Raw genomic sequence first — 24,252 nt, forward strand, 5'->3', positions numbered from 1 at the left:
AAATTTATCTTTCAATTAATCATGAAAAAATTATAACAATTTTTAGTATTTATTATAAATAATCTAAGGGGCTTTTCACATTACTTTTACTCACATCTGTAATATGGGTGTAGATTTCGGTTGTTTTAATATTGCTATGCCCCAACAAATCTTTGATGATTCTAATATCAATTCCACTTTCCAACAAGTGTGTAGCGTAAGAATGTCTTAAAGTATGTATTGAAGCTGGAGTGATAACCCTTGCTTTCCTCAAAGAACTTTTCAAAATTTGCTGCATACTTCTCTCGGAATATTTATCTGTGTTTTTACCTTCAAACAGGTAGTTTTTTGGTTGATAGATTTTATAATAATCTCCTAAAACATTTAATAATTTGGCAGATACAACCATTAATCGGTCTTTATTTCCTTTTGACTGGCGAATTAGAAGTAACTTTTCTTTTACTTTAATATCAGAGATTTGTAGTTCCAAAAGTTCACTCAATCTCAAACCACAGGAGTAAATGGTCATAAGAATTGCTTTATGCTTAATATTTTCTGTTGCATCCAATATTTTTTTGACTTCGTCTCGTGTGAGAAATTTTGGTAGTTTATATTCCTTTCTTTTAGGATAGAGATGCTTTAGGCAAATATGGGGTTGGAATATCTCTTTATAAAATTTGGTAATTGTAGAAATCATCGCTTTCTGATATGATTGACCAACTTTTCTTTTTTCTACCAGCCAAATGATAAAATTTTCTATTTGTTGCTCGGTAATATCTTCCGGTTTATGTTTAGCAGAAAGTCTGAGAAAATAAGCAAGATGCGATGCATAAGTTTTTACACTTTTATCAGCATAACGCTGTATACGTAGTATTGTTACAAATTGATCTATGAGATTTTGATTCATCTTTTATTGCGTTTATCCAGATATACAGAAAATTAATTAACTAGTTTATAGACAATTAAATAAAATAATAAAAAGGATAAGCGCAATAATATATATTTTATATTGGCGCAATGCGTATATTTGGGTGTTATCTGCAATTTTTTAAAGACTGCATCCATGAAAAATATTTGCAAGCTAATTTTAGTGTTGATTTTACCAATTTTATTTGGATGTAAAGACGAACAAAAATTACAAAGAAAAGAATTTCTAAAAACTGCAAAAATTTATTTTAGCGAAGAGTTAAAAAATAATGCAGATTATAAATCCTTAGACTCTTTGAGAATATTAAAAATTGACACATTGTCTGATAAAGATGAATTGTATATATATATATGTCAATTATATAGATATAAAAACCATTTATTATTACAATCAAAATCGCCGAAAGAATTGACCGATTTAAAATATCTAACTGAAAATTTTGGTTCGAAAATGTATGAAGACGACGTAAATAAGTTAGAATATGATTCTGTAAAAGAAAAAGTTCTGAGGGATTCTATTGACATTATTGACAAACAGTTAAAACACTATGAACAAATATTAGTCAAAAAAGACAGTTTAAATTTATGTATGTATGAAGTTGAATATTTTTATCAAATAACAAATAAAAATATGATTACTGAAAAGGGTGTGACAGATTTAATATTTACAAAGGATATGAAAATATATGAAAATAAATATCCGGTTATGACCGAGTACAAAAATCTTCAAAAAAAATTTCCATTTATTAAATAGAAAAACTGCAGACAACAAGGGTTTTAATAGTGGGGCGAAACTGCAAAGTTCAACGGTTGTTCTTCGATTCAACCTTTGTACAAAATTGAAAATTTGTGCTTCGATTGCCCCACCATCGCAAATCCCCCAAACGTTAGCAGAAAATTTTACACGAACTATGGTAGGGAAATTTATTAATAACGACTTTTTTAAACTCTTTCCGCATTTTAAAAAGAGATTAACTTTAGGTAAAGAATATTATATATATGGTTTAGAATTAATGAGTTACTATATTATAGATGATTTAAATAACTTTATAAATGTTGGAATTCATAATTTTGAACTACAAGACAACAGCATTCCAAGTTTTTGGATAAGAGACCCTGAAAATAATGATAGATTACTTCCTTCAGAATGGCACTTTGAAAACTTTTTGTTTTTAAATGAGGGTTTAGAAGATTTTTCAAACAACGAAATTTGGATTAATACACAACTCTTGAAAGGTTTATTGAAAAATTACAAAATTGAGCATTTGCCTAAAAATTTAATTTCTGCCGATGACGACATTGCCAAAACACAAATTGTAAATTCAATTCTTAAAAGTTTTGAGGAATTTTCAAATCAATATAGAGACAATGGTTCGCCGCCTTATCTAAATTGTTCTTTTTACGATTTTAAAGATATATACGAAACTGGTGAAAGTGGAATACATGGAAATGATGATGAGGGTTATCAATTTAACGACCTTACATATAAAATTGAAATAGGATTTATAGAAAACATTATGGATATTCTAAGTGACATCATTTCATATCCTGAAAATATCAAGAATAGTGACAATAGTGAATTAATATTAAGACGATTGGCTTATTCCATTTGGTCTATTTTTCGAACAAAAGAAGTGAAAATAATAATGAGGAAATACAAGCACTATTACCCAGAATTTATCTTAATGACGGACGAAAAGTGTTACAAATTATCAATATATTTAGACTCTTAAAAAATCTTATGCTAACAGCATAAGATTTATGAAATGGCGGGTTTAGTGCTAAAACAAACTTTGTACATCAAAGAAAGTTAAGTGCTAAAATGAAAAATCCGTTTTCAAAAGCCGCCACTTCATAAATATGCAAAACGTTAATGCCGAATTAATTAACTGGTTACTAAAACAGAAATAATACCAGAAGCTAACAAGGGTTTCCATCAGCATTGTAATGAGTATTAATGAAACTTCGGTAATGAAACTTCGGAAAACTTGCCTAATGATGAAATTTCGATTTGATATAAATCTATTCCCTCTATGTAAAACAAAAAACCAGATCAATCAATCTGGTTTTTTGTTTGAAATACAATTTCTAAAATGCATTTCTACAATATAATGAAGTGTATGAATGTTGGTATTTTGATGAATGACTTCTTTCATAGCCCGGATTGCAACGACATCCTTTTTCTGAATTGGCTTTGCAAAAAAAGCGTTGGCGAAAAAAGATATAGTGGAAAGCCGGAAATAGCTTAAAATAAAAACATTAACTACTATTCAACGTAGTCAATAAGCTCCTGAAAAAAATCAATTGCAAACCGTAAGGAAACTCTGATTTCTCATATGAATTTTCATCATTGCTTCAGAGCGGAGTTCGCTGTACATACTTTTTTCAAAAGCTTCAACCGCTTTTAGTTTGCAATCTATAAAATCTGCAATTCTCACCACCGAAAAATAGAAATTTCTGTACAGAGACATATCGACAGTGCTTCCGAAATGAGGCAGAAAAGCCTTTAAAAACGGAAGTTTCTTTTGGTGCAAATTGTAATCCGGGCAAAAACCCGTTTTTTCTTTTGCCGTGATGATTTCGTAATGATTGATATAATCAAGAATTGTCTCATTTTCTTTCATCGAAATTTTATTTTTCTGAAAGTAATGCTGAATTCTGTCTAAAATATGTTGTGCATATTCCATCATTGTGATGGTTTTCTGCTCGGAAACGTTGTTGATTCCTGTTCTAAAGTTTTTGGCGTTGGTGTGATTCATGTTGAATGAAATCCCAAAGTTTTCATGATAAGGAAAGAAGCAGTTTTTTATTTCAATTGTCGCATCTGCCTGCAATCTGTCTTCTGAAAAGTTGTAGCACAAATACGGTTTGTACATCTCTTTTATATGAAGCAAAAAATCTGTCTCATTGGTGTTTTGATCGTTTTCAAACCACTTTTCAAGATTGTTATAATATTGATTTTCGAATTCTCTGAAACTTAAATAAAACGGGATTTCCATAGCTCTTAATATTTTATACAGCAAAGCTATAGCTGTAATGCGCCAAAACTTGACGTGTTTTATTTTGAATTAAACTATTTTTAGAAAAATCTTCGACTGAAAAAACTCAAAAAGTTGATTTGTTACAAACAAAGTGATGGAGACTTTCTACGAACGCATGAGGTTTCCCGCAAGTTGCAGTAGACTTCCTGCGTTTGCAGTTGGTCGTAAACAGGGTTGTTTTAAATAAAATGCGAATGCAGGAAGTTACAAACAAGGTTGTTTTAAACCTCCGTCGCTCGAAGGAATTTACAAACAGAGTTGTTTTTCAATTACGATATTATTTATAAAAAAGTTCGGCTCTGAAAACAGAGCCGAACCCAACGATTGAAATAATGATATATGAATATAAAAAAAATTATTTCCAGCCGCCACCCAAACTTTTGTAGATGTCGACTACAGTACTTAACTGTTTTTCTTTGGCTTCGATTAATTCCATTTTTGCATCTAAAGCGTCTCTTTGGTTTAATAAAACTTCCAAATAATCTGCTCTCGAATTTTTGAAAAGCTGATTGGCAATATCGATGGATTGATCTAAAGCCTGAGTCTCCTGAGACTTCAACTGATAATACTGATCGATGTTTTTTACTTTTGACATTAGATTTGAAATATCCAAATACGCATTCAGAATCGTTTTGTCATATTCGTATAAAGCCTGAATCTGTTTTGCATCTGCTGTTTGAAAATTAGCTTTAATCGCGCTTTTATTAATCAGCGGTCCTGCCAATTCTCCAACTAAATTATAAGCAATTGATTCCGGCATTTTAACTAAATAAGAAGGTTTAAATGCTTCCAATCCTAAAGTTGCAGAAATTTCCAAGCTTGGATAGAATTCTTTTCTTGCTGCTTCTACGTCTAATTTTGCAGCTTTTAATTCTAATTCAGCTTGCTTAATATCGGGACGGTTTGCCAATAACTGAGAAGGAATTCCCGTATAAACCGTTTGCGGAATGGTAGACATAAAACTCTCTTTCGTTCTCACAATCGGTTGCGGATAACGACCACAAAGTGCATTGATCTGATTTTCCTTTTCAGTAATCTGTTGACGAATTGTATATTCTGTCGCTTTTGATTTTGCCAATTCAGCCTCAAATTTTTTCACCGCCAATTCCGTTGCTGCAGCTGCCTGTTTCTGAATTTTTGAAATCTCCAAAGCTCTTTTTTGCAATGTGATATACTGCTGAATAATATCCAGCTGATTATCCAGCGCCAATAATTCGTAATAATTATCGGCCACTTCCTCAATCAGATTTGAAAGAACAAAATTCTTTCCTTCAACCGTCGAAAGATAATGTGCAACTGCGGCATCTTTCTCATTTCTAAGTTTTTTCCAGATATCGATTTCCCAGTTTGCCATCAAACCGCCTTCGAAATTTCCAAGCGGATCAGGCATTTCTTTTCCGGGTTCAATTTCAGTGGATGCATCACCCGCTCCTTCGCTGGTGTAACGACCTGCTTTTTTAACTCCGGCTCCTAAACCTGCTCTTACAGTTGGAGAAAGTTTTCCTTTTTTGGCAACGACTCCACTTTTGGCAATCTCGATTTCCTGAAGTGTAATCATCAACTCCTGATTATTTTTAAGAGAAGTTTCAATTAAACTTACCAGATTCGGATCTGTAAAAAACTGTCTCCAAGGTGTTGTTCCGCTGTTATTATTTACATCCTGCTGTTCATTTTGATTGAAATTCTCAGGAATATTATTTTTTACTTCGTCTTGAATTACAGTCGCCATCGGCGCTTTACAACTTGCCAAAACAAGCAACACCGCAATGGCTGCAATATATTTATTATAAATCTTCATGTTTATCATCGTGTTGATAAGGTTCTGTTTGTTCTGTTAAAGGATTTTCTTCTTCATATTTTGCCAATCTGGTTTTATCTGCAATAGTTCCGAAAATGTAATATAATCCAGGAATAATCATTAGTCCGAAAACGGTTCCCAAAAGCATTCCTCCTGCAGCAGCGGTTCCGATGGTTCTGTTTCCTACAGCTCCCGGTCCGGTTGCCATTACCAAAGGAATTAACCCTGCTACAAATGCAAACGAGGTCATCAAAATTGGTCTGAAACGAACTGCTGCTCCTTCGATTGCTGCTTTCGCTACAGAAATTCCTTCTTCGGCTTTTTTCTGAACTGCAAATTCAATAATCAATACGGCATTTTTACCTAAAAGTCCAATCAGCATGACCATTGCAACCTGTGCGTAAATGTTGTTTTCTAAACCTAAAAGTTTTAAACATAAAAATGCTCCGAAAATACCTGTAGGTAAAGAAAGAATTACCGGTAAAGGAAGAATAAAGCTTTCATACTGCGCCGAAAGAATTAAATAAACAAATCCTAAACAGATTAAGAAGATATAAACTGCTTCGTTTCCACGACCTACTTCGTCTTTTGAAATTCCCGCCCAGTCGATTCCAAAACCTCTCGGTAACGTTTTATCAGCAACTTCCTGAATGGCTTTAATGGCCTGTCCGGAACTGTAACCCGGAGCTGGTGTTCCACTCACTTCAGAAGAATTATACATATTATGTCTTGTGATTTCCGAAAGACCATATACTTTTTCCAAATGCATAAAATCTGAGTATGGAACCATTTGATCTTTATCGTTTTTCACATACAATTTCATCAAGTCACTTGGCAAAGCACGATATTGTGGACCCGCCTGAACAATCACTTTATAAGGTCTGTCGAAACGAATGAAACTTGTTTCGTAGTTTGAACCAATTAATGTTGATAAATTATCCATTGCTTTTTCGATACTCACACCTTTTTGTTCGGCCAAATCGTTATCGATTTTAAGCATATATTGAGGGAAACTCGCAGAATAGAATGTGAAAGCAGATCCTAATTCGGGACGTTTCTTCAATTCTTTTACAAAATCTGTACTTACCTGCTCCATTTTCTGGTAATCACCACTTCCTGCTTTATCCAAAAGTCTCAATTCAAAACCACCTGCAGCTCCATAACCAGGAATAGAAGGCGGCTGGAAAAATTCAATATTGGCTCCCGGAATATTTTTGGCTTTTTCTTCTAGCTTTTCAATGATTTCAGCGGCAGATTCTGATCGTTCTTCCCAACTTTTAAGGTTAATCAAACACGTTCCTGAGTTTGAACCGGTTCCTTCTGTCAGAATTTCATAACCTGCCAATGAAGAAACAGACTGTACTCCATCAATATCTTCAGATTCTTTCAACAATTCTCTTGCGATCTGATTCGTTCTTTCTAATGTTGAACCAGGTGGAGTCTGAATAATTCCATAAATCATCCCTTGATCTTCACTAGGAATAAATCCTGAAGGCAATGAATTGCTTAAAAAGTAAGTACATGCACAGAAAATCAATAACAAAGGAAGTGTAATGAATTTTTTAGTTACTGTTTTATTCAATAACTTTTCATATTTCCCAGCTCCTTTATTAAATAAACCATTGAATCTATCTAAAAGAATTGTGATAGGACCTTTCTTTTTAGCTTTTCCGTGGTTATTTTTTAGAATTAAAGCACATAAAGCCGGAGTTAAAGTCAAAGCAACAACTCCTGAAAGAATAATCGATGAAGCCATTGTAATCGAGAACTGGCGGTAGAAAACTCCCACCGGACCCGACATAAATGCTACCGGAATAAATACAGCAGCCATTACCAAAGTGATTGCGATAATTGCTCCACTGATTTCGTGCATTGCTTCTTCAGTTGCTTTTAATGCAGAAAGACCTTTTTCTTCCATCTTGGCGTGGACTGCTTCAATTACTACGATCGCATCATCGACGACGACCCCAATTGCCATTACTAAAGCAAAAAGCGAAATCATATTTAAGGTAATTCCAAATGCGGACATCACCGCAAAGGTTCCTACCAAAGAAACTGGAACTGCGATTGCCGGAATCAATGTTGAACGCCAATCTCCCAAGAATAAGAATACAACGATCGCTACCAAAATAAATGCTTCAAATAAAGTATGGACTACTTTTTCTATTGATGCATCCAGGAATCTTGAAACGTCATAACTGATGTCGTAATGCATTCCTTTCGGAAAGTTGGTTTTCTCCAACTGAGCCATTAAGGTTTTTACATTTTTGATAACGTCACTCGCATTTGACCCGTAAGATTGTTTTACCGTAATCGCAGCAGAGGGTTTTCCGTTCAATGTAGAATAAATATCGTACATCGAAGAACCAAATTCGATATCGGCAACATCTTTTAATCTTACAAATTCGCCGGCAGATTTAGCTTTAAGAATAATATTTCCGTAATCTTTTTCATTATTAAAACGTCCGGAATATTTTAAAATATATTCAAAAGACTGAGAACGTTTACCCGAACTTTCCCCTGTTTTTCCTGGGGAAGCTTCCAAACTTTGTTGGTTTAAAGCTTCCATTACTTCATCAGCTGAAATATTGTAAGCTGTTAATCTGTCAGGTTTCAACCAAATACGCATTGCATATTCTCTGGTTCCCAAAATGTCGGCAAAACCAACTCCGCTGACCCTTCTCAATTCAGACATTACATTGATATCTGCATAGTTGAAAAGGAATTTTTGGTCAGCTTTAGGATCGTCACTGTATAAGTTAATGTACATCAACATATTCGGTTCTTCACGGGTAATTTTCACCCCTTCACGCACCACCAAAGGTGGAAGTTTATTTACTACCGAAGAAACACGGTTTTGAACATTAACTGCTGCAACATTCGGATCAGTTCCTAAATCAAATACCACCTGAATGGAGGTTTCCCCATCATTTCCGGCATCAGAAGTCATATATTTCATTCCCGGAAGACCATTTAGCCCTCTTTCCAAAGGAATAACTACAGATTTAATCAATAATTCGTTATTCGCTCCCGGATACGTTGCCGTAATATTTACTTTTGGTGGCGAAATCGCAGGAAACTGAGTAATAGGAAGTTTCATTAACGATAAAACTCCCATAAAAACGATAATCAAAGAGATTACAATCGACAGAACAGGTCTGCGTATGAATTTTTTAAACATAAAAAAATTATAAATGATAAATTATTAATGATGAATGATGGATCAATGATCGCTTATCAATTATCATTTATTTTTACTCTGCTTTTAATTTTAAAGACTGAAGAACTTTCTTCGGATCTTGTAATTTTACTTTTACTTTTTGGTCGTCTTTCACTTTCTGAACACCTTCCAACAATATCTTATCACCTCCAGAAAGACCAGATGCAACAACATAAATATCCGGAAGTTCATAAGCAACCTTAATATTTTTAGATTTTGCTACCCCATTTTTATCGACAACAAAAACATATTTCTGATCCTGAATTTCGTAGGTTGCTTTCTGAGGAATAATTAAAGCATTTTTTAACGGTAAAGTCATACGTACTTTTCCGGTTTCACCATTTCTCAACAGTTTTTCTGGATTCGGGAACTTCGCTCTGAAAGCAATATTCCCCGTTTCGTTATCAAACTGACCTTCAATCGTTTGAATTTGTCCGGTCTGATTAAATAAATCTCCGTTTGCCATTACCAGATTCACATTTTGATTTCCACGGTCTGCAACATTTTTCTGATAATTTAAATATTCAGGTTCAGAAACATTAAAATAACTGTAAATATCAGTGTTGTCTGAAAGTGTCGTCAAAAGATCACCTTCATCCACCAAACTTCCCAATTTCAAAGGAATTCTGTCGATAACTCCTGAGAACGGAGCCTTAATATCTGTAAACGAAAGATGGATTTGAGCTAATTTCATTTCAGCATTCGCAGCATCCAATTTAGCTTTAGCCATTAATCTTTCGTTTTTAGAAACAATATTATTGTCGGATAATGTGCTTGCATTTCTAAGTTCAATTGAAGCCTGTTCAACTTCGGCTCTTGCTTTTAATAATTCAGCCTGATACAATTGAGGCATAATTCTGAATAATGTCTGTCCGGCTTTTACATATTGACCTTCATCAACGTAGATTTTTTCAAGGAAACCTTTTTCCTGAGCTCGAACTTCAATGTTTTTAACCGATTGAATCTGGGCGACATAATCTTTATTAATAATAGTATCTATTTTCACAGGTGACGTCACCGGATACACAGAATCTTCTTGTTTTTCTTCTTTTTTGCTGTTACAACTTAACAACAACAGCACAGTGCCGAGAGCGACAAATGAAGCTACTCTTTTCATAGGTATAAATTTGTTTGTTTTAAAAATTGCCCGATGAAATCACAAAAAAGTAATTAGTTCTTAATGACCAAAGACTTTCGATTTCATAAATTTTGAGGGATAAATCGTAAATGAAAAATAAATGATATTGTGCAGAATAAACGCACAGAATTACTCTGTCTTTAGAATAAGACAAAATATAAGTTGAATCGAAAAGGTTCTATATTCTGATAGAACGTATAAAAATGAATCTTTTTACAGAAAGACTATCTGTAATAAAATCGAAAACCTGTGGCTTGAATCTTTTGCGATAATTTAAGCCAAATAAATAGATGAGTCCAAAAACACTTGCAAAAACTAAAACTGCTTTAGCAGCATCGGAAATTTGAAAATTACCTTCATCTAATTCAAAAGAACTAGCAGCAGCATTATCACTTTGCTGTTGAACAGATATTTTTTCTAAAGTCTGATTTAGACGGTTTGCTCTTTTTGGAAGATTTTGAGAACTATGATTGGTATAATCATTACGCAACGTATTTACATTGAGTCTGCTTTCTACTACAAAGAGCAGAAAAAGGCAGGTAAAAAAATATATAATTGCGTTTTTCATTTGAAGCAACAAATGTAAGCCTAGATTTATGAAATCTAAAATCAATTAACAAAATTTAACTGTAATTTAAATTAACTGAAACTTTAGAACTGATTTTATTATCAGATTAATAAAACTCAATCATACAGCACAAAATTTGACAGCCGATTCATAAACAATAATCAAAGAGATGTTAAAATAAATAAATTCAGTTATTTTATCAAAAATTAACATTTTTTATTAAAAATAATCGTACTTTTATCAGCAATAATATACACAAAATTTCATTGCTAATCAAAACACTAATTATTATGAAAAAAGCATTATCTATAATACTTTTAGGTCTATGTACCTTATTAGTAACAGGATGTAAACATTCTGCTAAAGATCCGGATTTAAAGATAATAGAGACACCAACTGAAGTTTCTAACGATGATATTGTAAAAGAAACAATCACTGATCGTCACGGAGATGAAATGGAAGTTATCACCAATAACACGAAGAATAAAGTGATTCTTCATCTTAACGGACAGTCCTATGAACTTCACAAAAACTTTGAAAATTCTGGGTTTTCAACCTCAGATAATAAATACCAGTTCAATGAAACCAAAAATGAGGTTACTTTCTTGAAAAAAGACGTCGATATGGTTTTATTCCACGGAAAAAGAGATCAAGCCTCAACAAAGATGGCTTCACAATAACAGAAAGACGCTTTTAGAAGCGTCTTTTTTTATTTAAATCTGTCAATTGAAATTTCCTTTGGCAACGGAATATTGTTTTCAATAAAATCGAATAAAGTTTTTGAAAAATAACATCCATTTAAAATCCCTCTTGCACCCAAACCATTAAAAACATAAAAATTATAATGTTCTGAATGTCTTCCTAAAATTGGTCTTCTGTCTTTTACCGTTGGTCTGAAACCAAAATGAATTTCCTTAACTTCAAAATCATTTGGATAAAACTCTGACAATCCTTTTTGTAATTGTTCAACGGCAGAATCGTCAATTTCGTGATGCAATTGTTCACGGTCATAAGTTCCGCCGTAAAAATGAAGTCCGTTCTCTAAAGGAAATAAAAAGTGTTTTTTCTTAATCGTAATGTCCTTTGGAAGAGATTCCGAAAGTTTTACCCGAATATGATGACCTTTGTTTGGAATAACTTCAATATTTGAAAAGTATGGATTTTCTTTCACTCCCATTCCTTCACAAAATAGAATATTTTTAAACTTAAAATCTTTATATGTTGAATCAATAACGTTAACTTCAGAATAATTGAATTTTTCCTTGACTAATTTTCCATTATTACCTAAATAACTCAATAGACCATCAAAAAAACCTTGAACATTAAGCCTTGCTGACTGATTTACTTTTCCTGTATCAAAATCGTTTTTTACTATATTTAAATGATCAAAATTTTCGTCTAAAAAGTTTTTTAAATCATCATTAGCCGATTTTTTCAGCCAAAGTTTTTGTTCATTTTCATCATGAAAAATCCTATGAATGGGAGATTCAATTAAATAATTTTCATTTGTGTAAGATTCTACTTCTTTTAAAGACTTTTTTAGAAAGTCTATTTGGTCTTGAGCCAGCCAAAAAGTAGTAAATTTTTTAAGCACAACAGGATTGATAATACCCGCCGAAATTTGGGATGCACTTTTCTTACCTTCTGAGAAAACTACAAATGATTTGTTATTTAAAAGTAACTGATGAGCAAAAAATAATGCTGCATAACCATCACCAACGATGATGTAATCGACGTTTTGCATAATAAAAAAACCTGAGTAAATGTACTCAGGTTTTTTATAAATATCAAGTGAAATTTAGTAATTCCACATATCATTTTCCATTTGAAGAATCTGATCTTTGATTCTTTGACTTTCAGCCAATTGCTCTTCAGCATTTCTTGGAATATAATCTTTGATTGTACCATCTCCGGTACCCGTGCTAGATTTGTAAATAATTGAAGAAAATCTTCTTGCATTGATCACATCATCAAAAGATAAATCCGCAGACGAATTTGCCCTGTTAAATACAAAATTGTTTGCTAAAATATCTCTAGCTTTTGGATAATAAATCCAAAACAAATCAATCAATTCATCTTTACCAGCAATTGGTTTACCATCAGCATCAAAAACACCTTGTACAGCTGGATCAGGACCCATTGCGGCTATACCAAGAGGTCTGTATTTCATCATACCATCTCTTTTGTCGATGAACCACATTCCCATAATTTTTAAAACCTTAACATTCTCTGTTGTAGTTTCAAAAACATCTGTATTTTCCTTTATTTCTTGCTCAGTAGGTTTTCTTCCAGATGCAATAATATCAACTAAAACGTCATTGGTTACGATTTTCTGTAGTCTAGCTTTTATTTGCTCCGGATTTAGTTTAATTGAAAAATTTTCATCGTCATAAACTTCATCAACTTTACCATTCATCGCCCCATCCAATAAAACCGAATATAAAGATCTTGTAGTTTTGGATAGAAGTCCATTGGGATTGTCATAGTAAAATGGCTGATTAATTTTATCATTTAAATCGATAATTTCCCAAACAGTCATACTTTTTAAGATGTCTTTCTCATCTACAAAACCGTATTCTAAAGGAGTTACTTTATTACTAATAACAGTATCTCCCACTTTTTTCATATTCTCAGCTCTCATCTGTCTGAATTCTTCCGGAGAAGAAGCGTTTAGAATAGTCTGAGAGAATGCAAACCCAGATGCTAAAACTAAAAGACTGCTAATATATTTTTTCATAATAATTGCTATTTAATTTTATGGAACACTAATAACGATTGGAGAGATTCTTTTGACAGGTCCTTCAAGCCCCTGAGCAGTAGCCTTAATCTCAATAATAGAAACTATATCTCCAGATCTAACATTTTTCAATAAACCTTCCGCATCAGCAAGTGAATTTCCTTTAACAAGCATTGCAGCTTTACCAGGAACTCTCACCATAAATTCTGTAACAGTGAAGCTAACTGGGAAATCAAAGTCTGGAATCGCTGCCTGTACGGTTTGATTCTTAATTGAAGTAGCCGGCATACTAAGAGAATTTTGTCCTCTCATCTGGCCTTGTGGTGGTGGTACATTTTTAATTCTGTACTCAAATACCTGAGATACTCTTTTACCTGTAGGGTCAGTACCTGAAAGCGTTAAATTAATAGTATTACCAGTGGTTGGTTTTACATTCCACTTACCTTTACCTGCACTTGAAACATTTCCGCTTGAGGCTGTTAATGATAATTGAGCATTATCTGCACCCAAAATAGATCCTGAAACAGGGTTTTGCAATCCTCTATACATTACATTCATCTTATCAGCAGAAAGCAATAGACCTTGTTCTAGTTTTACCTGTTGAGGACCAGCGATTACATTATAAGTATGCGTGAAAGGGAATTGCTGAGCTTTTCCTGTAGCATCTGTTAAAGTAATTACACCACCGATCTTTTTCTCACCAATACTTCCAGTATTTAAAGGAAGGTAACCTTTACCGTTTTCTTGTCTGCTTACACCACTAATACTGATTTTGCTGCTGTTTGAATAGTTACCTAACATAACTACTGCCTCAGCTTTCTTACCAGCTTGAACATCCGTAGGAGCAGAAACAATAGCTTCGTAGCTTGTAAATTTGATACTTGCATCAACTTTTTCCTGAAGCATCAATGCCAATGCATCTGACTGTACGTTTCTTGCATCATTCTGAATAATTTCTAAATTAGAAATCGCAGCGATAAGCGGTTGGTGATAGAATTTATTCTGAAACCACGTCTTACCGTTTGGAGATTTTCCAGCAGGATATTCAGCGATGATAGATCTGTTTGCTCTATCTACTAATTTTAATAACTGTGGGTTACCTCCAAAAGTGCTAACGATATAAGCTCTTACATCATCCAATTGCTTCTTAAGCTCTAGAGCTTTTGTAGAAGGAGAATTCTCATCACCTTCTTTAAAGAAATATTCAGTTGTAGCTTCATTATTATTTAATGCTGAGAAGTTTTCACTTACATCCATGTCTTTTCCTGTTTTAGGATCTTTATCATGGAAGTCAGATTGCTTTTTAAGCGTTACTTTAATTTCTTCAGCTGATTTTACCAATACATCAATCTTAGCTTTCAGTGCTTTGTACTGTTCCCAAGGTGTTGCATAAGTGTCCGGCACCTGTTGTGCTTTAGCTTCTAATGTTTTTTCGAAAATATCTTCATTTTTCTGCTCTGTCAAAAATCTTGTTTCATTAAGAGCTTTTGTAGAGTCATAGTATGATCTGATGATTTCAACATCAATGTTTAGGGCCATCATTGCGATGAACACCAAATACATTAGGTTGATCATCTTCTGACGTGGAGTCTGTTTTCCTTTTGCCATTCTCTTTTCTTTAGTTTTTGATTAAATTAATGACTAGGATTATGACTTCATAGCAGTTAACATACCACCGTAAACTCTGTTTAAGCTATTTAAGTTAGTTGTTAAACCTTGTAATTCTTGATTAAATTTCTCAGACTGCTCTGCTGATTTTTGCATATCGTCAACATATTTTTTAGCGAAATCTGACTGTTTTTGACCGTTCTCTAACTGCATTGCATAAAGAGCATTCATGCTTTCCATGTGTGTCGCAGCTTTGTTTAATTGATCGTTGTATTTGTGCGTAGAAGCAGAAACGTCAACAGTTTGATTAATTTGATCTACAGAGTTTGAAAACTTATCGATACCTGTTCTTAATCTGTCGAACAATTGTACATCAAGCTTAGCATCCTGAAGCATTTTGTCTAACTTAGTTGAAAGAGAGTTCTCTAATTCAGCAAACTGAGCACCAGTATTCTTTGCAGAGATATTTGAATGTAGAGGATTTGGGTTTGCATGCTTATCCAACAATTCAGGATAAACATTTTCCCAGTGGTAAGACTCTTCAGCAGCTGGAGGGTCAAACGCGAAAATAATAAAGATAATTGCCTCAGTTACAAGCCCTACTGTAAGAGCGATGTTACCGTTAATTGGTCCCAAGGTAATGTGAGTAATTTTAAGCCAAGCTCCAAGAATTACAATTGCAGCACCGAATGAATAGAAGAAATTCATCCAAGCATCTTTAGTCTTAAACATATAAGTTAGTTTTTTTTAAGTTTTAAATAAATTAATATTGAAATAGTTTCAAGAATTCCTATCTGTTAACTCTTTTTACTTTAACAGCAGCTTCAGGAATATCTTGTACAGTTCTGAAACCGATATAACTTCTTGCAGAATCTTTGTTTTCCCAATCTCTTCTACCGTTCATCAACATATATCCAACATCTTTCCAAGAACCACCTCTTACAGATTTTTTGTTATCTGCTTTAGCTGTAACAGAAGGATTTAAAGTAGAAGAGAATCCGTATGCAGAATTGTTGTATCCTGAAACAGTCCACTCAGAAACGTTACCTGCCATATCAAACAATCCAAAACCATTCTTTTTGAATTTTTTTACAGGAGCAGTGTAAGTATAAGTTCCTTTTACTTCATCTTCCATATAGCTACCTCTTTTCGGTTTGAAGTTAGCTAAATAACAACCTCTGTCGTCCATTAAATAAGGACCTCCCCAAGGATAATCAGCATTTTCTTTACCTCCTCTTGCAGCATATTCCCATTCCATTTCATTAGGAAGACGGAATTCTAAAGGTCTTTGTTGTCTTCTTTTTAAGCTTTCGTTATAATCAGACTTTAATTTAGATCTGAAATTACAGTATGCTCTTGCTTGGTCCCAAGTTACCCCTACAACAGGATAATCTTTGTAAGCTTTATGCCAGAAATACTGCTCAAACAATGGCTCGTTATAAGTAAAGTGAAAATCGTTTACCCAAACTGTTGTATCAGGATAAATTGCAATACTTTCGCTTCTCAAGAAGTTTACACCTCTTTCGTTATCAGCGATAGCAGCTTGCATATCTCCCCACTTATAGTTGTATTTTAATTTACTTACGTCAATAAGTCTTTCGCTACCTACTCTAGAAGAAGCCGGTAAATACATAGACTCTAACACTTCAGCATATTCTACATCCGGATATTTAGATGTACTCCAATGCAATGGAATTTTCCAATCTAATCTTTTGCTTGCATCAAAACCATCATCTCTTCCTCCTGCGCCTTCAAGATATTCCTGATATGGTGTAAGGTTTTCTTCTTTTTTAGCTAGGTAAGCATAATCACCAATACTTTGACCTCTACCTTTACCATCACCACCTTCTCCGGCAGCTTCAGCAAGCATAGTTCTAGCAATAGAATCTCTTACATAATTAATGAAAACCCTGTATTCTGCATTAGTAGTTTCTGCCTCATCCATAAAGAAAGGAGCTACTGTTACCGTTTTCAAAGGTGCAGTTTCGCCATTATTGGTAAATGATTCACCGGCCATACCCGCAATAAACGAACCGCCAGGAATTGCCACCATACCATAAGGTCTTTGTGCAACAAATGATTTTGTTTTTTCTCTAGGTATCAATTCTCCTTTTGTTCCTGGCTTCCCTACAGAAGAAGATCCACCACCTGAACAAGATACCGATGCTACCGACGCAGACAATAATAAAAGAAATATCCTTTTCATGTTAATTTTTATAATTAAGCCGTAAATATATAATTTTTTTAAGAAACTTTTAAGATTTTTTTTAGAATAACGAAAAAAATCTAAACTTATTTTATTTCCAAGTACTTTTTACTCTACAGTTACAGATTTTGCAAGATTTCTTGGCTGATCTACATTCGCTCCTCTGTACACTGCTATATAATAAGCCAATAACTGTAAAGGTACTGATGCAACTATTGGAGAGAAACATTCTGAAGTCTCAGGAATTTCAATCACATAATCTGCCATTTCACTCACTTGTTTATCACCTTTATTTACTACAGCGACTACTTTTCCTTTTCTAGCTTTAATTTCCTGAACATTACTTACAATCTTATCATAATGTCCTTTTTTAGGGGCAATGATAACGATTGGCATGTTTTCGTCAATTAGAGCAATTGGTCCGTGCTTCATTTCTGCCGCAGGATAACCTTCTGCATGGATGTAAGAAATCTCTTTTAATTTAAGAGCTCCTTCCAAAGCAGCAGGATAGTTGTAACCCCTTCCTAAATAAAGGAAATTGGTTGCTTGGATGAAATCTTTAGCAATATGCTGAGTAAGTTCGTGAGTAGCTTCTAAAACTTCTTCAATTTTTTTAGGAATAGCATCTAATTCAGAAATAAGACTCATGAATTCAGCATTTCCTAAATTACCATTATGCTTACCTAATTTTAAAGCAATTAGAGAAAGAATAGTTAACTGAGCAGTAAAAGCTTTTGTAGAAGCAACACCAATTTCTGGTCCTGCATGAGTATAAGATCCTGCATCTGTAATTCTTGCAATTGATGAATCTACTACATTACAGATACCATATATAAATGCACCTCTTTCTTTAGCTAATTTTAAAGCAGCCATTGTATCTGCAGTTTCTCCTGACTGAGAAATAGCAATTACAACATCTTTATCTGTAATAATTGGATTTCTATATCTAAATTCTGAAGCATATTCTACTTCAACAGGAATTCTTGCAAATTCTTCAATTAAATATTCACCAATAAGACCTGCGTGCCAAGAAGTTCCACAAGCAATAATGATAATTCTATTGGCATTTTTGAATTTTTCGATATGATCCCAAATTCCAGCCATTTTAATTACTCCTTCATTTACAATAAGTCTTCCTCTCATTGTATCGTGAATAGATTTTGGCTGTTCGAAAATTTCTTTAAGCATAAAATGCTCATAACCACCTTTTTCGATTTGCTCTAAGCTTAATTTAAGCTCCTGAATTTCAGGAATAATTTTAGAGTTATCTGTAATTGTTCTGATATCAACACCACCTTCTAAAGAAATTGTCGCCATATGACCTTCTTCAAGATAAATAGCTTCTTTTGTAAATTCTACGAAAGGAGAAGCATCAGATGCGATGAAATATTCTTTTTCACCGATACCGATTGCTAAAGGAGAACCTAATCTTGCAACAACTAAAATACCTGGATAATCTTCGTGCATTACAGTAATTGCGTAAGCTCCATAAACTTCATTTAATGCATATCTTACAGCTGTAGGAAAATCCGTTTCAATATTTAAATCTGTAAAATACTGAATTAGATTAACTAAAACTTCAGTATCGGTCTCAGATTTAAATGAGAATCCTTTTTCGGTAAGCATTGTTTTAATAGTATCATAGTTTTCGATAATACCATTGTGAACAATAGCCACTTTACCATTATTTGAAACATGCGGATGTGAATTTCTATCACTTGGAACACCGTGAGTCGCCCAGCGAGTGTGTCCCATACCTATTTTTGCAGTCCCTCTTAAATTACTGGCAATATTAACCAAGTCATCTACTTTTCCCTTAGTTTTTTCAACACTAAAGCTGCTGGTTTCATTCTCCAACACAATTCCGGCACTGTCGTAACCTCTGTATTCTAATCTTCTAAGACCATTGATGACAATATCATAGGCATCTTGAAAACCTGTATAACCAACTATTCCGCACATAATTTAATCAAGTGTTTTTAAGTATTTTTAGTTTTTTATTTTTTTGTTCCGTAAGTCACTCTCAGTTTTATTTCATTTGGAGTAACTGTTGTATCATTGTCTGCATTTGTAGGATCTGAACCAACAAACACTGCTCTTAATGGAGAAAATGATCTTGATGTGTAAGCATATCCTGCTAAAGCACCAGAAGAATTTGGTAAAAATTGAGAAAGATCTATTTTAAAATATCTGTTACTATAATCAACATTGGTAGTAGACTCTACGATGTCTTTAAGCGACTGCGTTACAGTAAAATCATAGTAAGCAGGATTTTTATCTACATCATAAGCTCTCACAGGAATAAACGCAGCTCCCAATGAGGTATAATCTGTTGTGTAAGCTGTTGTAGGTTTTCCTTCCGCATCTTTATCCCTTTGTACGATTGTAAGATCGGAACTAGATGGTTTTGGATAAGCATTTGACCATTGAGATTTATCTGTGTAAATTCTGATTTTAGCACTGATAATAGCAGCTTTATTAGTTTGATACAACTCTTTAAGCTTATTAATTGTAGCAACCGGGAATTTTACACCAATTGAGTTCCCTCCCATTCCTTGAGCATAAAGTTTCAAATCTCCTGTTGCAGTATTTCCATTAGCATAGGTTTGAATTGTGGCTCCTGCTCTATTATATTCATAGTAACCAGAATGCGTGTTTGCTGATTTTAAATCGAAAGCGTATTTCGTCTGAGGTCTTGTAGTTGTACCATTAGAATCAACCAAATCACTCTTATAATACATGATTAATTCCATATCATTTGGATAGATCTGGAATAAATAACCATCAATATTAGTTACAGAAACTTTTAGTCCTCTGAAATGTCTGATGAAGTTTGAAACACTATTCAGTTCAGGTTGCCCTTTTTTATTAATAATTTTTGTTTGAAATAATGTATTCGCATCAGATAATTTAATTCTTATAGCAGGCGACGCAGAAGTAAATAATGCTGAATTATCAGAATCTTTTGTAATAGTAACTGAACTTACATTACCATCTGCAATTTCTTTTGAACCTAAAACAGGAGTATATGTTTCAAATTTCTTATCAGAATACACGATATCATTAAAGCCATTCATAAAATCTGATACTTCACGTACTTCAAGCGTTAAACTTTTTTTAGCTTTTCCAAATTTTGTAATAGGATATGTGCTAACAACTTTTTTCGCATCTACATTTCCATCAGGATAAATATAATTCTCATCTGTTGTAGTTGCTTTAAGTGAATCTGCACGATAAACAGGCTTAACAACCAAAACTACAGAATCTACAACTGCGTTAGTCCCAAAATCAGGATTATAAGTCGCCAATCTTACTTGAGTAAAATAAGAAGCTCTCTGCATCCCAAACTGACTCTCATTAAACGCTCCTAAAACAGCTCTTGAAGAAGTAGAACTTGTACTAATTAAATCCAAAAGCTTAAAGGCATCTGTTCTTATTGAATCGTTATTTTTGATATTATAGGCAATAAGATCATAAGAAGATTCATTTCCATTTGCGGCACCATCTAAAAACAATTGTTCTCCCAAAGAATCTGGTTCCGGTTCACAATTATAAACTAATGCACCACCCAAAACCATAACAGAAAGGATAGTGAAAATTTTTCTAATATTATAAATCATCAAAATGTATATTAATATAGTTTACTGATAGATTCTACATCCAAATATTCAGACTTTGAAGTAGAAGTTTCATTAAATGCTTTGTCAAGTTCACCATTCAGGAACTCGTCACCTTTCACAACCTCGTCAACGTAATTCATACTTTCAATCACGAAACTTTCGAAGCTAGGGTTATTTAACGCATTTAAATCTGAAATATTATCGAATTTCAATTTCTCACCTACGTTTCCAGCTAAAGGAGCATCCTTTTCATTATATAATGAAAGAACAATTTTAGCATCTTTGAAGTAAGTATCAGATTTGTAGTAAGTTTTAAGATAAATAGGCACAAAAGAAGACATCCATCCATTCAAATGAATAACATCCGGAACCCAGTTTAGTTTTTTAATCGTTTCAATCACACCACGTGCAAAGAAGATTGCTCTTTCGTCGTTATCTTCATACGCTACTCCTTCATCATCAAAATAATATTGTTTTCTCTTAAAATATTCTTCGTTATCGATGAAATAAACCTGAAGTCTTTCACCCGGTAAAGAAGCTACTTTAATAATTAAAGGCTGATCTAAATCGTTAATAATAATATTCATTCCCGAAAGGCGAATCACCTCATGAAGCTGAAATTTCCTTTCACTTATCTGTCCAAATCGTGGCATAAAAACTCTTACATCATTGCCTTCTTGGTGCATTTTAAGTGCCATTTTGTTTACCACCGCTGCTAAATTCGTGTCTTCCTGATAAGGGTACATCTCTGTGGTAATGTACAGTATTTTCTGATTGGGCATATAATTTTTATATAATTTTAAATAATGCTTTAATTTGCAAAATTACGAAAAAACATTCAACATTATTCTAATTAACATTTTTTTACGATAGTTGTTGACATTAATGTATTAAAACTAAAAATGAATTCTCTAATATTTAGTATTTTTGAATTGTTATTAAAATAAACTATGGAAGTTCTAAAAAATAAAAAAACGCTTCAGGATTTCATTGAAAGACAGAAAGAAATGGGCAAAAAGATTGGTTTTGCACCAACAATGGGAGCTCTGCACAATGGGCACCTTTCTCTATATGAATCAGCGAGAAAAGAAAACGACTTGGTAATTTCTTCAATTTTTGTTAATCCCACACAGTTTAACAATGCTGAAGATCTAGAAAAATATCCAAGAGACACCGATCGAGACATCTCAATTCTTGAAAACTCAGGTTTGGTTGATGCAGTTTATCTTCCACAAGTTGAAGATATTTATCCAGAAAAGACGGAAAGCCAACGCTACGATTATGATGGATTGGAAAATGAAATGGAAGGAAAATCAAGACCTGGACATTTTGACGGTGTAGGAACTGTGGTTGAAGAACTTTTCAGACAGGTAAAACCAGATAACGCTTATTTTGGAGAAAAAGATTTCCAACAATTAGCCATCATCAAAAAAATGGTTGAGAAAAAACAGCTTTTTATCAATATAAAAGGAGTAGATATCTACAGAGCCGAAAACGGTTTAGCTTTAAGCTCAAGAAATCAACGTTTGTCTGAACAAAGAAGAGAAGATTCTAAAATCATTTACGAAACATTAACTCAAGTTAAAGATTGGTTTAAAAGTATTTCTATTTCAGAAATAAAAGATAAAGTAAATGAAATATTCACTAATCAGGAAAATATGGAATTAGAATATTTTTTAATTGCTGATGAAAACACGTTAAAAGAAATCAACAAAAAAGAAGAAGGAAATTCTTACAGAGCATTTATCGTGGTAAATGTAGATGGAGTACGATTAATTGACAATATGCATTTGTGAACTGACATAAAAAATCAAAGGCTTCCTAATGGAAGCCTTTGAACACCAAATCACAAAATATTAATATGAAAAAAATTTACTTTTCAGTAAACTTGTGACCCGGCTGGGATTCGAACCCAGGACCCATACATTAAAAGTGTATTGCTCTACCAGCTGAGCTACCGAGTCGGTCACATCAAATTAACGACGACAAATATAAAATTATTTTTATATAATATCAATAATTAATTAAATATTTTTTTCTGCAGTGCCTGCGACTGGACTCGAACCAGCACATCCTTAGGAAACCACCCCCTCAAGATGGCGTGTCTACCAATTTCACCACGCAGGCAAAAAAAATTACGAATTTGTAAGATTTTTTGCTAGTGACCCGGCTGGGATTCGAACCCAGGACCCATACATTAAAAGTGTATTGCTCTACCAGCTGAGCTACCGAGTCGGTCACATCAAATTAACGACGACAAATATAAAATTATTTTTATATAATATCAATAATTAATTAAATATTTTTTTCTGCAGTGCCTGCGACTGGACTCGAACCAGCACATCCTTAGGAAACCACCCCCTCAAGATGGCGTGTCTACCAATTTCACCACGCAGGCAAAAAAAATTACGAATTTGTAAGATTTTTTGCTAGTGACCCGGCTGGGATTCGAACCCAGGACCCATACATTAAAAGTGTATTGCTCTACCAGCTGAGCTACCGAGTCGGTCACATCAAATTAACGACGACAAATATAAAATTATTTTTATATAATATCAATAATTAATTAAATATTTTTTTCTGCAGTGCCTGCGACTGGACTCGAACCAGCACATCCTTAGGAAACCACCCCCTCAAGATGGCGTGTCTACCAATTTCACCACGCAGGCAAAAAAAATTACGAATTTGTAAGATTTTTTGCTAGTGACCCGGCTGGGATTCGAACCCAGGACCCATACATTAAAAGTGTATTGCTCTACCAGCTGAGCTACCGAGTCGGTCACTTTATTATCAAGTTTCAGTGTTAAGTATGTCCCTTGTTTTTAGTGGTGCAAAGATAGGACTTTTTTCATTATCTCAAAACTTTTTCGCAAATTTGTTTAAAATAAATTCATGATAATTTCACTAGTCGGATACATGGGAAGTGGCAAATCTCACATTTCCAAAATATTAAGCGATAAAATAAATTTCAAATTAATTGACCTAGATAAAGAAATTTCTAGGCGAAATAAACTGACAATCCCTGAAATCTTCGAGAAAAAGGGAGAAATTTACTTTAGAAAGCTAGAAAGAGAAACTTTGGAGGAAATTTTAGCTACTCAGGAAAACATCGTTTTGAGTCTGGGAGGAGGAACTCCGGCTTATTATAACAACATGGAAATTATTAATAATAATTCAAAGAGCGTTTTTTTGAGAGCTTCGATTGCAACTTTAGCAGAAAGAATTTCAAAACAAAAAGAAAAAAGACCTCTAATTGCCAAAATTTCCGATGAAGATTTACCCGAATTTATTGCAAAACATTTATTTGAAAGAAATGTTTTTTACGGAAAAGCTCAATTTAGTATCAATACAGACAATAAAAATCCTGAAGACATCATCAACGAAATAACAGAAAAGCTCTATCTCTAGAG

The 24,252-nt window shown here is 33.5% G+C and carries 19 protein-coding genes and 7 tRNA genes; 5 read left to right on the forward strand and 21 right to left on the reverse strand.

The features are described from left to right. Nucleotides 1–52: 52 nt before the first annotated feature. Nucleotides 53–886, reverse strand: a complete 834-nt coding sequence (locus tag OF897_RS09350) for a tyrosine-type recombinase/integrase (protein WP_267265430.1) — start codon at nucleotides 884–886, stop codon at nucleotides 53–55. A gap of 156 nt (nucleotides 887–1,042) precedes the next feature. On the opposite strand from OF897_RS09350, the gene OF897_RS09355 reads away from it, so the two are divergent. Continuing rightward, nucleotides 1,043–1,660, forward strand: coding sequence for a hypothetical protein (locus tag OF897_RS09355; protein WP_267265431.1), 618 nt, complete (start codon nucleotides 1,043–1,045; stop codon nucleotides 1,658–1,660). A gap of 85 nt (nucleotides 1,661–1,745) precedes the next feature. Beyond that, nucleotides 1,746–2,639: a hypothetical protein gene (locus OF897_RS09360; protein ID WP_267265432.1), complete on the forward strand. Its 894-nt coding sequence runs from the start codon at nucleotides 1,746–1,748 to the stop codon at nucleotides 2,637–2,639. 567 nt (nucleotides 2,640–3,206) lie between these two features. Here the strand turns inward: OF897_RS09360 and OF897_RS09365 are convergent. The 5 genes from OF897_RS09365 to OF897_RS09385 all read right to left on the reverse strand — a co-directional run bounded on the left by OF897_RS09365 (nucleotide 3,207) and on the right by OF897_RS09385 (nucleotide 10,671). Then, on the reverse strand, nucleotides 3,207–3,905 hold the full coding sequence (locus OF897_RS09365; RefSeq protein ID WP_267265433.1) for a hypothetical protein: 699 nt from the start codon (nucleotides 3,903–3,905) through the stop codon (nucleotides 3,207–3,209). Nucleotides 3,906–4,302: 397 nt separating this feature from the next. Further along, nucleotides 4,303–5,745, reverse strand: coding sequence for a TolC family protein (locus tag OF897_RS09370; RefSeq protein WP_267265434.1), 1,443 nt, complete (start codon nucleotides 5,743–5,745; stop codon nucleotides 4,303–4,305). Continuing rightward, on the reverse strand, nucleotides 5,732–8,926 hold the full coding sequence (locus OF897_RS09375) for an efflux RND transporter permease subunit (RefSeq protein WP_267265435.1): 3,195 nt from the start codon (nucleotides 8,924–8,926) through the stop codon (nucleotides 5,732–5,734). Before OF897_RS09375 ends, OF897_RS09370 begins: the two co-directional genes overlap by 14 nt. 73 nt (nucleotides 8,927–8,999) lie before the next feature. After that, nucleotides 9,000–10,082 carry an efflux RND transporter periplasmic adaptor subunit gene (locus tag OF897_RS09380; protein WP_267265436.1) on the reverse strand — a complete coding sequence of 361 codons (1,083 nt, stop codon included), beginning with the start codon at nucleotides 10,080–10,082 and terminating at the stop codon, nucleotides 9,000–9,002. Nucleotides 10,083–10,281: 199 nt separating this feature from the next. Further along, the gene (locus tag OF897_RS09385) at nucleotides 10,282–10,671 is read right to left on the reverse strand and encodes a hypothetical protein (RefSeq protein ID WP_267265437.1); all 390 of its coding nucleotides are present in this window, start codon (nucleotides 10,669–10,671) and stop codon (nucleotides 10,282–10,284) included. A gap of 290 nt (nucleotides 10,672–10,961) precedes the next feature. Between OF897_RS09385 and OF897_RS09390 the strand changes: the two genes are divergently transcribed. Then, nucleotides 10,962–11,351, forward strand: coding sequence for a hypothetical protein (locus OF897_RS09390; protein ID WP_267265438.1), 390 nt, complete (start codon nucleotides 10,962–10,964; stop codon nucleotides 11,349–11,351). 29 nt (nucleotides 11,352–11,380) lie between these two features. Here OF897_RS09390 and OF897_RS09395 read toward each other — a convergent pair whose 3' ends face one another. The 8 genes from OF897_RS09395 to OF897_RS09430 all read right to left on the reverse strand — a co-directional run bounded on the left by OF897_RS09395 (nucleotide 11,381) and on the right by OF897_RS09430 (nucleotide 21,624). Further along, on the reverse strand, nucleotides 11,381–12,415 hold the full coding sequence (locus OF897_RS09395) for an NAD(P)/FAD-dependent oxidoreductase (RefSeq protein WP_267265439.1): 1,035 nt from the start codon (nucleotides 12,413–12,415) through the stop codon (nucleotides 11,381–11,383). 54 nt (nucleotides 12,416–12,469) lie between these two features. Next, entirely contained in the window at nucleotides 12,470–13,408 is a 939-nt protein-coding gene (porN, locus tag OF897_RS09400) for a type IX secretion system ring subunit PorN/GldN (RefSeq protein ID WP_267265440.1), read from the reverse strand. 18 nt (nucleotides 13,409–13,426) lie between these two features. Beyond that, complete coding sequence (gene porM, locus OF897_RS09405; protein ID WP_267265441.1) at nucleotides 13,427–15,016, reverse strand: type IX secretion system motor protein PorM/GldM; 1,590 nt, start codon at nucleotides 15,014–15,016, stop codon at nucleotides 13,427–13,429. Between the two features lie 39 nt (nucleotides 15,017–15,055). Continuing rightward, the gene (gene porL, locus OF897_RS09410) at nucleotides 15,056–15,748 is read right to left on the reverse strand and encodes a type IX secretion system motor protein PorL/GldL (protein WP_267265442.1); all 693 of its coding nucleotides are present in this window, start codon (nucleotides 15,746–15,748) and stop codon (nucleotides 15,056–15,058) included. Between the two features lie 58 nt (nucleotides 15,749–15,806). Further along, nucleotides 15,807–17,222, reverse strand: a complete 1,416-nt coding sequence (porK, locus tag OF897_RS09415) for a T9SS ring complex lipoprotein PorK/GldK (protein ID WP_267265443.1) — start codon at nucleotides 17,220–17,222, stop codon at nucleotides 15,807–15,809. Between the two features lie 108 nt (nucleotides 17,223–17,330). Then, entirely contained in the window at nucleotides 17,331–19,184 is a 1,854-nt protein-coding gene (glmS, locus tag OF897_RS09420; RefSeq protein WP_267265444.1) for a glutamine--fructose-6-phosphate transaminase (isomerizing), read from the reverse strand. A 35-nt stretch (nucleotides 19,185–19,219) separates the two neighbouring features. Further along, nucleotides 19,220–20,842 (reverse strand): DUF4270 family protein, encoded by a 1,623-nt coding sequence (locus OF897_RS09425; protein ID WP_267265445.1) that lies wholly within the window; start codon nucleotides 20,840–20,842, stop codon nucleotides 19,220–19,222. Between the two features lie 11 nt (nucleotides 20,843–20,853). Then, nucleotides 20,854–21,624: a glycogen/starch synthase gene (locus OF897_RS09430; protein ID WP_267265446.1), complete on the reverse strand. Its 771-nt coding sequence runs from the start codon at nucleotides 21,622–21,624 to the stop codon at nucleotides 20,854–20,856. A gap of 168 nt (nucleotides 21,625–21,792) precedes the next feature. Between OF897_RS09430 and panC the strand changes: the two genes are divergently transcribed. Next, entirely contained in the window at nucleotides 21,793–22,638 is an 846-nt protein-coding gene (gene panC, locus OF897_RS09435; RefSeq protein ID WP_267265447.1) for a pantoate--beta-alanine ligase, read from the forward strand. Between the two features lie 95 nt (nucleotides 22,639–22,733). On the opposite strand, the gene OF897_RS09440 is transcribed toward panC, so the two are convergent. The 7 genes from OF897_RS09440 to OF897_RS09470 all read right to left on the reverse strand — a co-directional run bounded on the left by OF897_RS09440 (nucleotide 22,734) and on the right by OF897_RS09470 (nucleotide 23,619). Then, a tRNA-Lys gene (locus OF897_RS09440) sits at nucleotides 22,734–22,806 on the reverse strand. An 80-nt stretch (nucleotides 22,807–22,886) separates the two neighbouring features. Beyond that, nucleotides 22,887–22,969: transfer RNA gene (locus tag OF897_RS09445), tRNA-Leu, on the reverse strand. Between the two features lie 35 nt (nucleotides 22,970–23,004). After that, a tRNA-Lys gene (locus OF897_RS09450) sits at nucleotides 23,005–23,077 on the reverse strand. A gap of 80 nt (nucleotides 23,078–23,157) precedes the next feature. Further along, nucleotides 23,158–23,240 (reverse strand) — tRNA-Leu (locus OF897_RS09455). Between the two features lie 35 nt (nucleotides 23,241–23,275). Further along, nucleotides 23,276–23,348, reverse strand: a tRNA-Lys gene (locus OF897_RS09460). Nucleotides 23,349–23,428: 80 nt separating this feature from the next. Further along, a tRNA-Leu gene (locus OF897_RS09465) sits at nucleotides 23,429–23,511 on the reverse strand. 35 nt (nucleotides 23,512–23,546) lie between these two features. Next, nucleotides 23,547–23,619: transfer RNA gene (locus OF897_RS09470), tRNA-Lys, on the reverse strand. Nucleotides 23,620–23,734: 115 nt separating this feature from the next. Here OF897_RS09470 and OF897_RS09475 point away from each other — a divergent pair. Then, on the forward strand, nucleotides 23,735–24,250 hold the full coding sequence (locus tag OF897_RS09475) for a shikimate kinase (protein WP_267265448.1): 516 nt from the start codon (nucleotides 23,735–23,737) through the stop codon (nucleotides 24,248–24,250). Nucleotides 24,251–24,252 lie beyond the last annotated feature (2 nt).

This window comes from Chryseobacterium formosum, from assembly GCF_026460885.1.
GTDB lineage: Bacteria > Bacteroidota > Bacteroidia > Flavobacteriales > Weeksellaceae > Chryseobacterium > Chryseobacterium formosus.

What these genes read in the sequence shown, in the direction of transcription:
- glmS (WP_267265444.1), bottom strand. Translation starts at nt 19,184, where the DNA reads ATGTGCGGAATAGTTGGTTATACAGGTTTTCAAGATGCCTATGATATT.
- OF897_RS09370 (WP_267265434.1), bottom strand. Translation starts at nt 5,745, where the DNA reads ATGAAGATTTATAATAAATATATTGCAGCCATTGCGGTGTTGCTTGTT.
- OF897_RS09385 (WP_267265437.1), bottom strand. Translation starts at nt 10,671, where the DNA reads ATGAAAAACGCAATTATATATTTTTTTACCTGCCTTTTTCTGCTCTTT.
- OF897_RS09475 (WP_267265448.1), top strand. Translation starts at nt 23,735, where the DNA reads ATGATAATTTCACTAGTCGGATACATGGGAAGTGGCAAATCTCACATT.
- OF897_RS09365 (WP_267265433.1), bottom strand. Translation starts at nt 3,905, where the DNA reads ATGGAAATCCCGTTTTATTTAAGTTTCAGAGAATTCGAAAATCAATAT.
- panC (WP_267265447.1), top strand. Translation starts at nt 21,793, where the DNA reads ATGGAAGTTCTAAAAAATAAAAAAACGCTTCAGGATTTCATTGAAAGA.
- OF897_RS09380 (WP_267265436.1), bottom strand. Translation starts at nt 10,082, where the DNA reads ATGAAAAGAGTAGCTTCATTTGTCGCTCTCGGCACTGTGCTGTTGTTG.
- porN (WP_267265440.1), bottom strand. Translation starts at nt 13,408, where the DNA reads ATGAAAAAATATATTAGCAGTCTTTTAGTTTTAGCATCTGGGTTTGCA.
- porK (WP_267265443.1), bottom strand. Translation starts at nt 17,222, where the DNA reads ATGAAAAGGATATTTCTTTTATTATTGTCTGCGTCGGTAGCATCGGTA.
- porL (WP_267265442.1), bottom strand. Translation starts at nt 15,748, where the DNA reads ATGTTTAAGACTAAAGATGCTTGGATGAATTTCTTCTATTCATTCGGT.
- OF897_RS09395 (WP_267265439.1), bottom strand. Translation starts at nt 12,415, where the DNA reads ATGCAAAACGTCGATTACATCATCGTTGGTGATGGTTATGCAGCATTA.
- OF897_RS09430 (WP_267265446.1), bottom strand. Translation starts at nt 21,624, where the DNA reads ATGCCCAATCAGAAAATACTGTACATTACCACAGAGATGTACCCTTAT.
- OF897_RS09390 (WP_267265438.1), top strand. Translation starts at nt 10,962, where the DNA reads ATGAAAAAAGCATTATCTATAATACTTTTAGGTCTATGTACCTTATTA.
- porM (WP_267265441.1), bottom strand. Translation starts at nt 15,016, where the DNA reads ATGGCAAAAGGAAAACAGACTCCACGTCAGAAGATGATCAACCTAATG.
- OF897_RS09350 (WP_267265430.1), bottom strand. Translation starts at nt 886, where the DNA reads ATGAATCAAAATCTCATAGATCAATTTGTAACAATACTACGTATACAG.
- OF897_RS09355 (WP_267265431.1), top strand. Translation starts at nt 1,043, where the DNA reads ATGAAAAATATTTGCAAGCTAATTTTAGTGTTGATTTTACCAATTTTA.
- OF897_RS09375 (WP_267265435.1), bottom strand. Translation starts at nt 8,926, where the DNA reads ATGTTTAAAAAATTCATACGCAGACCTGTTCTGTCGATTGTAATCTCT.
- OF897_RS09425 (WP_267265445.1), bottom strand. Translation starts at nt 20,842, where the DNA reads ATGATTTATAATATTAGAAAAATTTTCACTATCCTTTCTGTTATGGTT.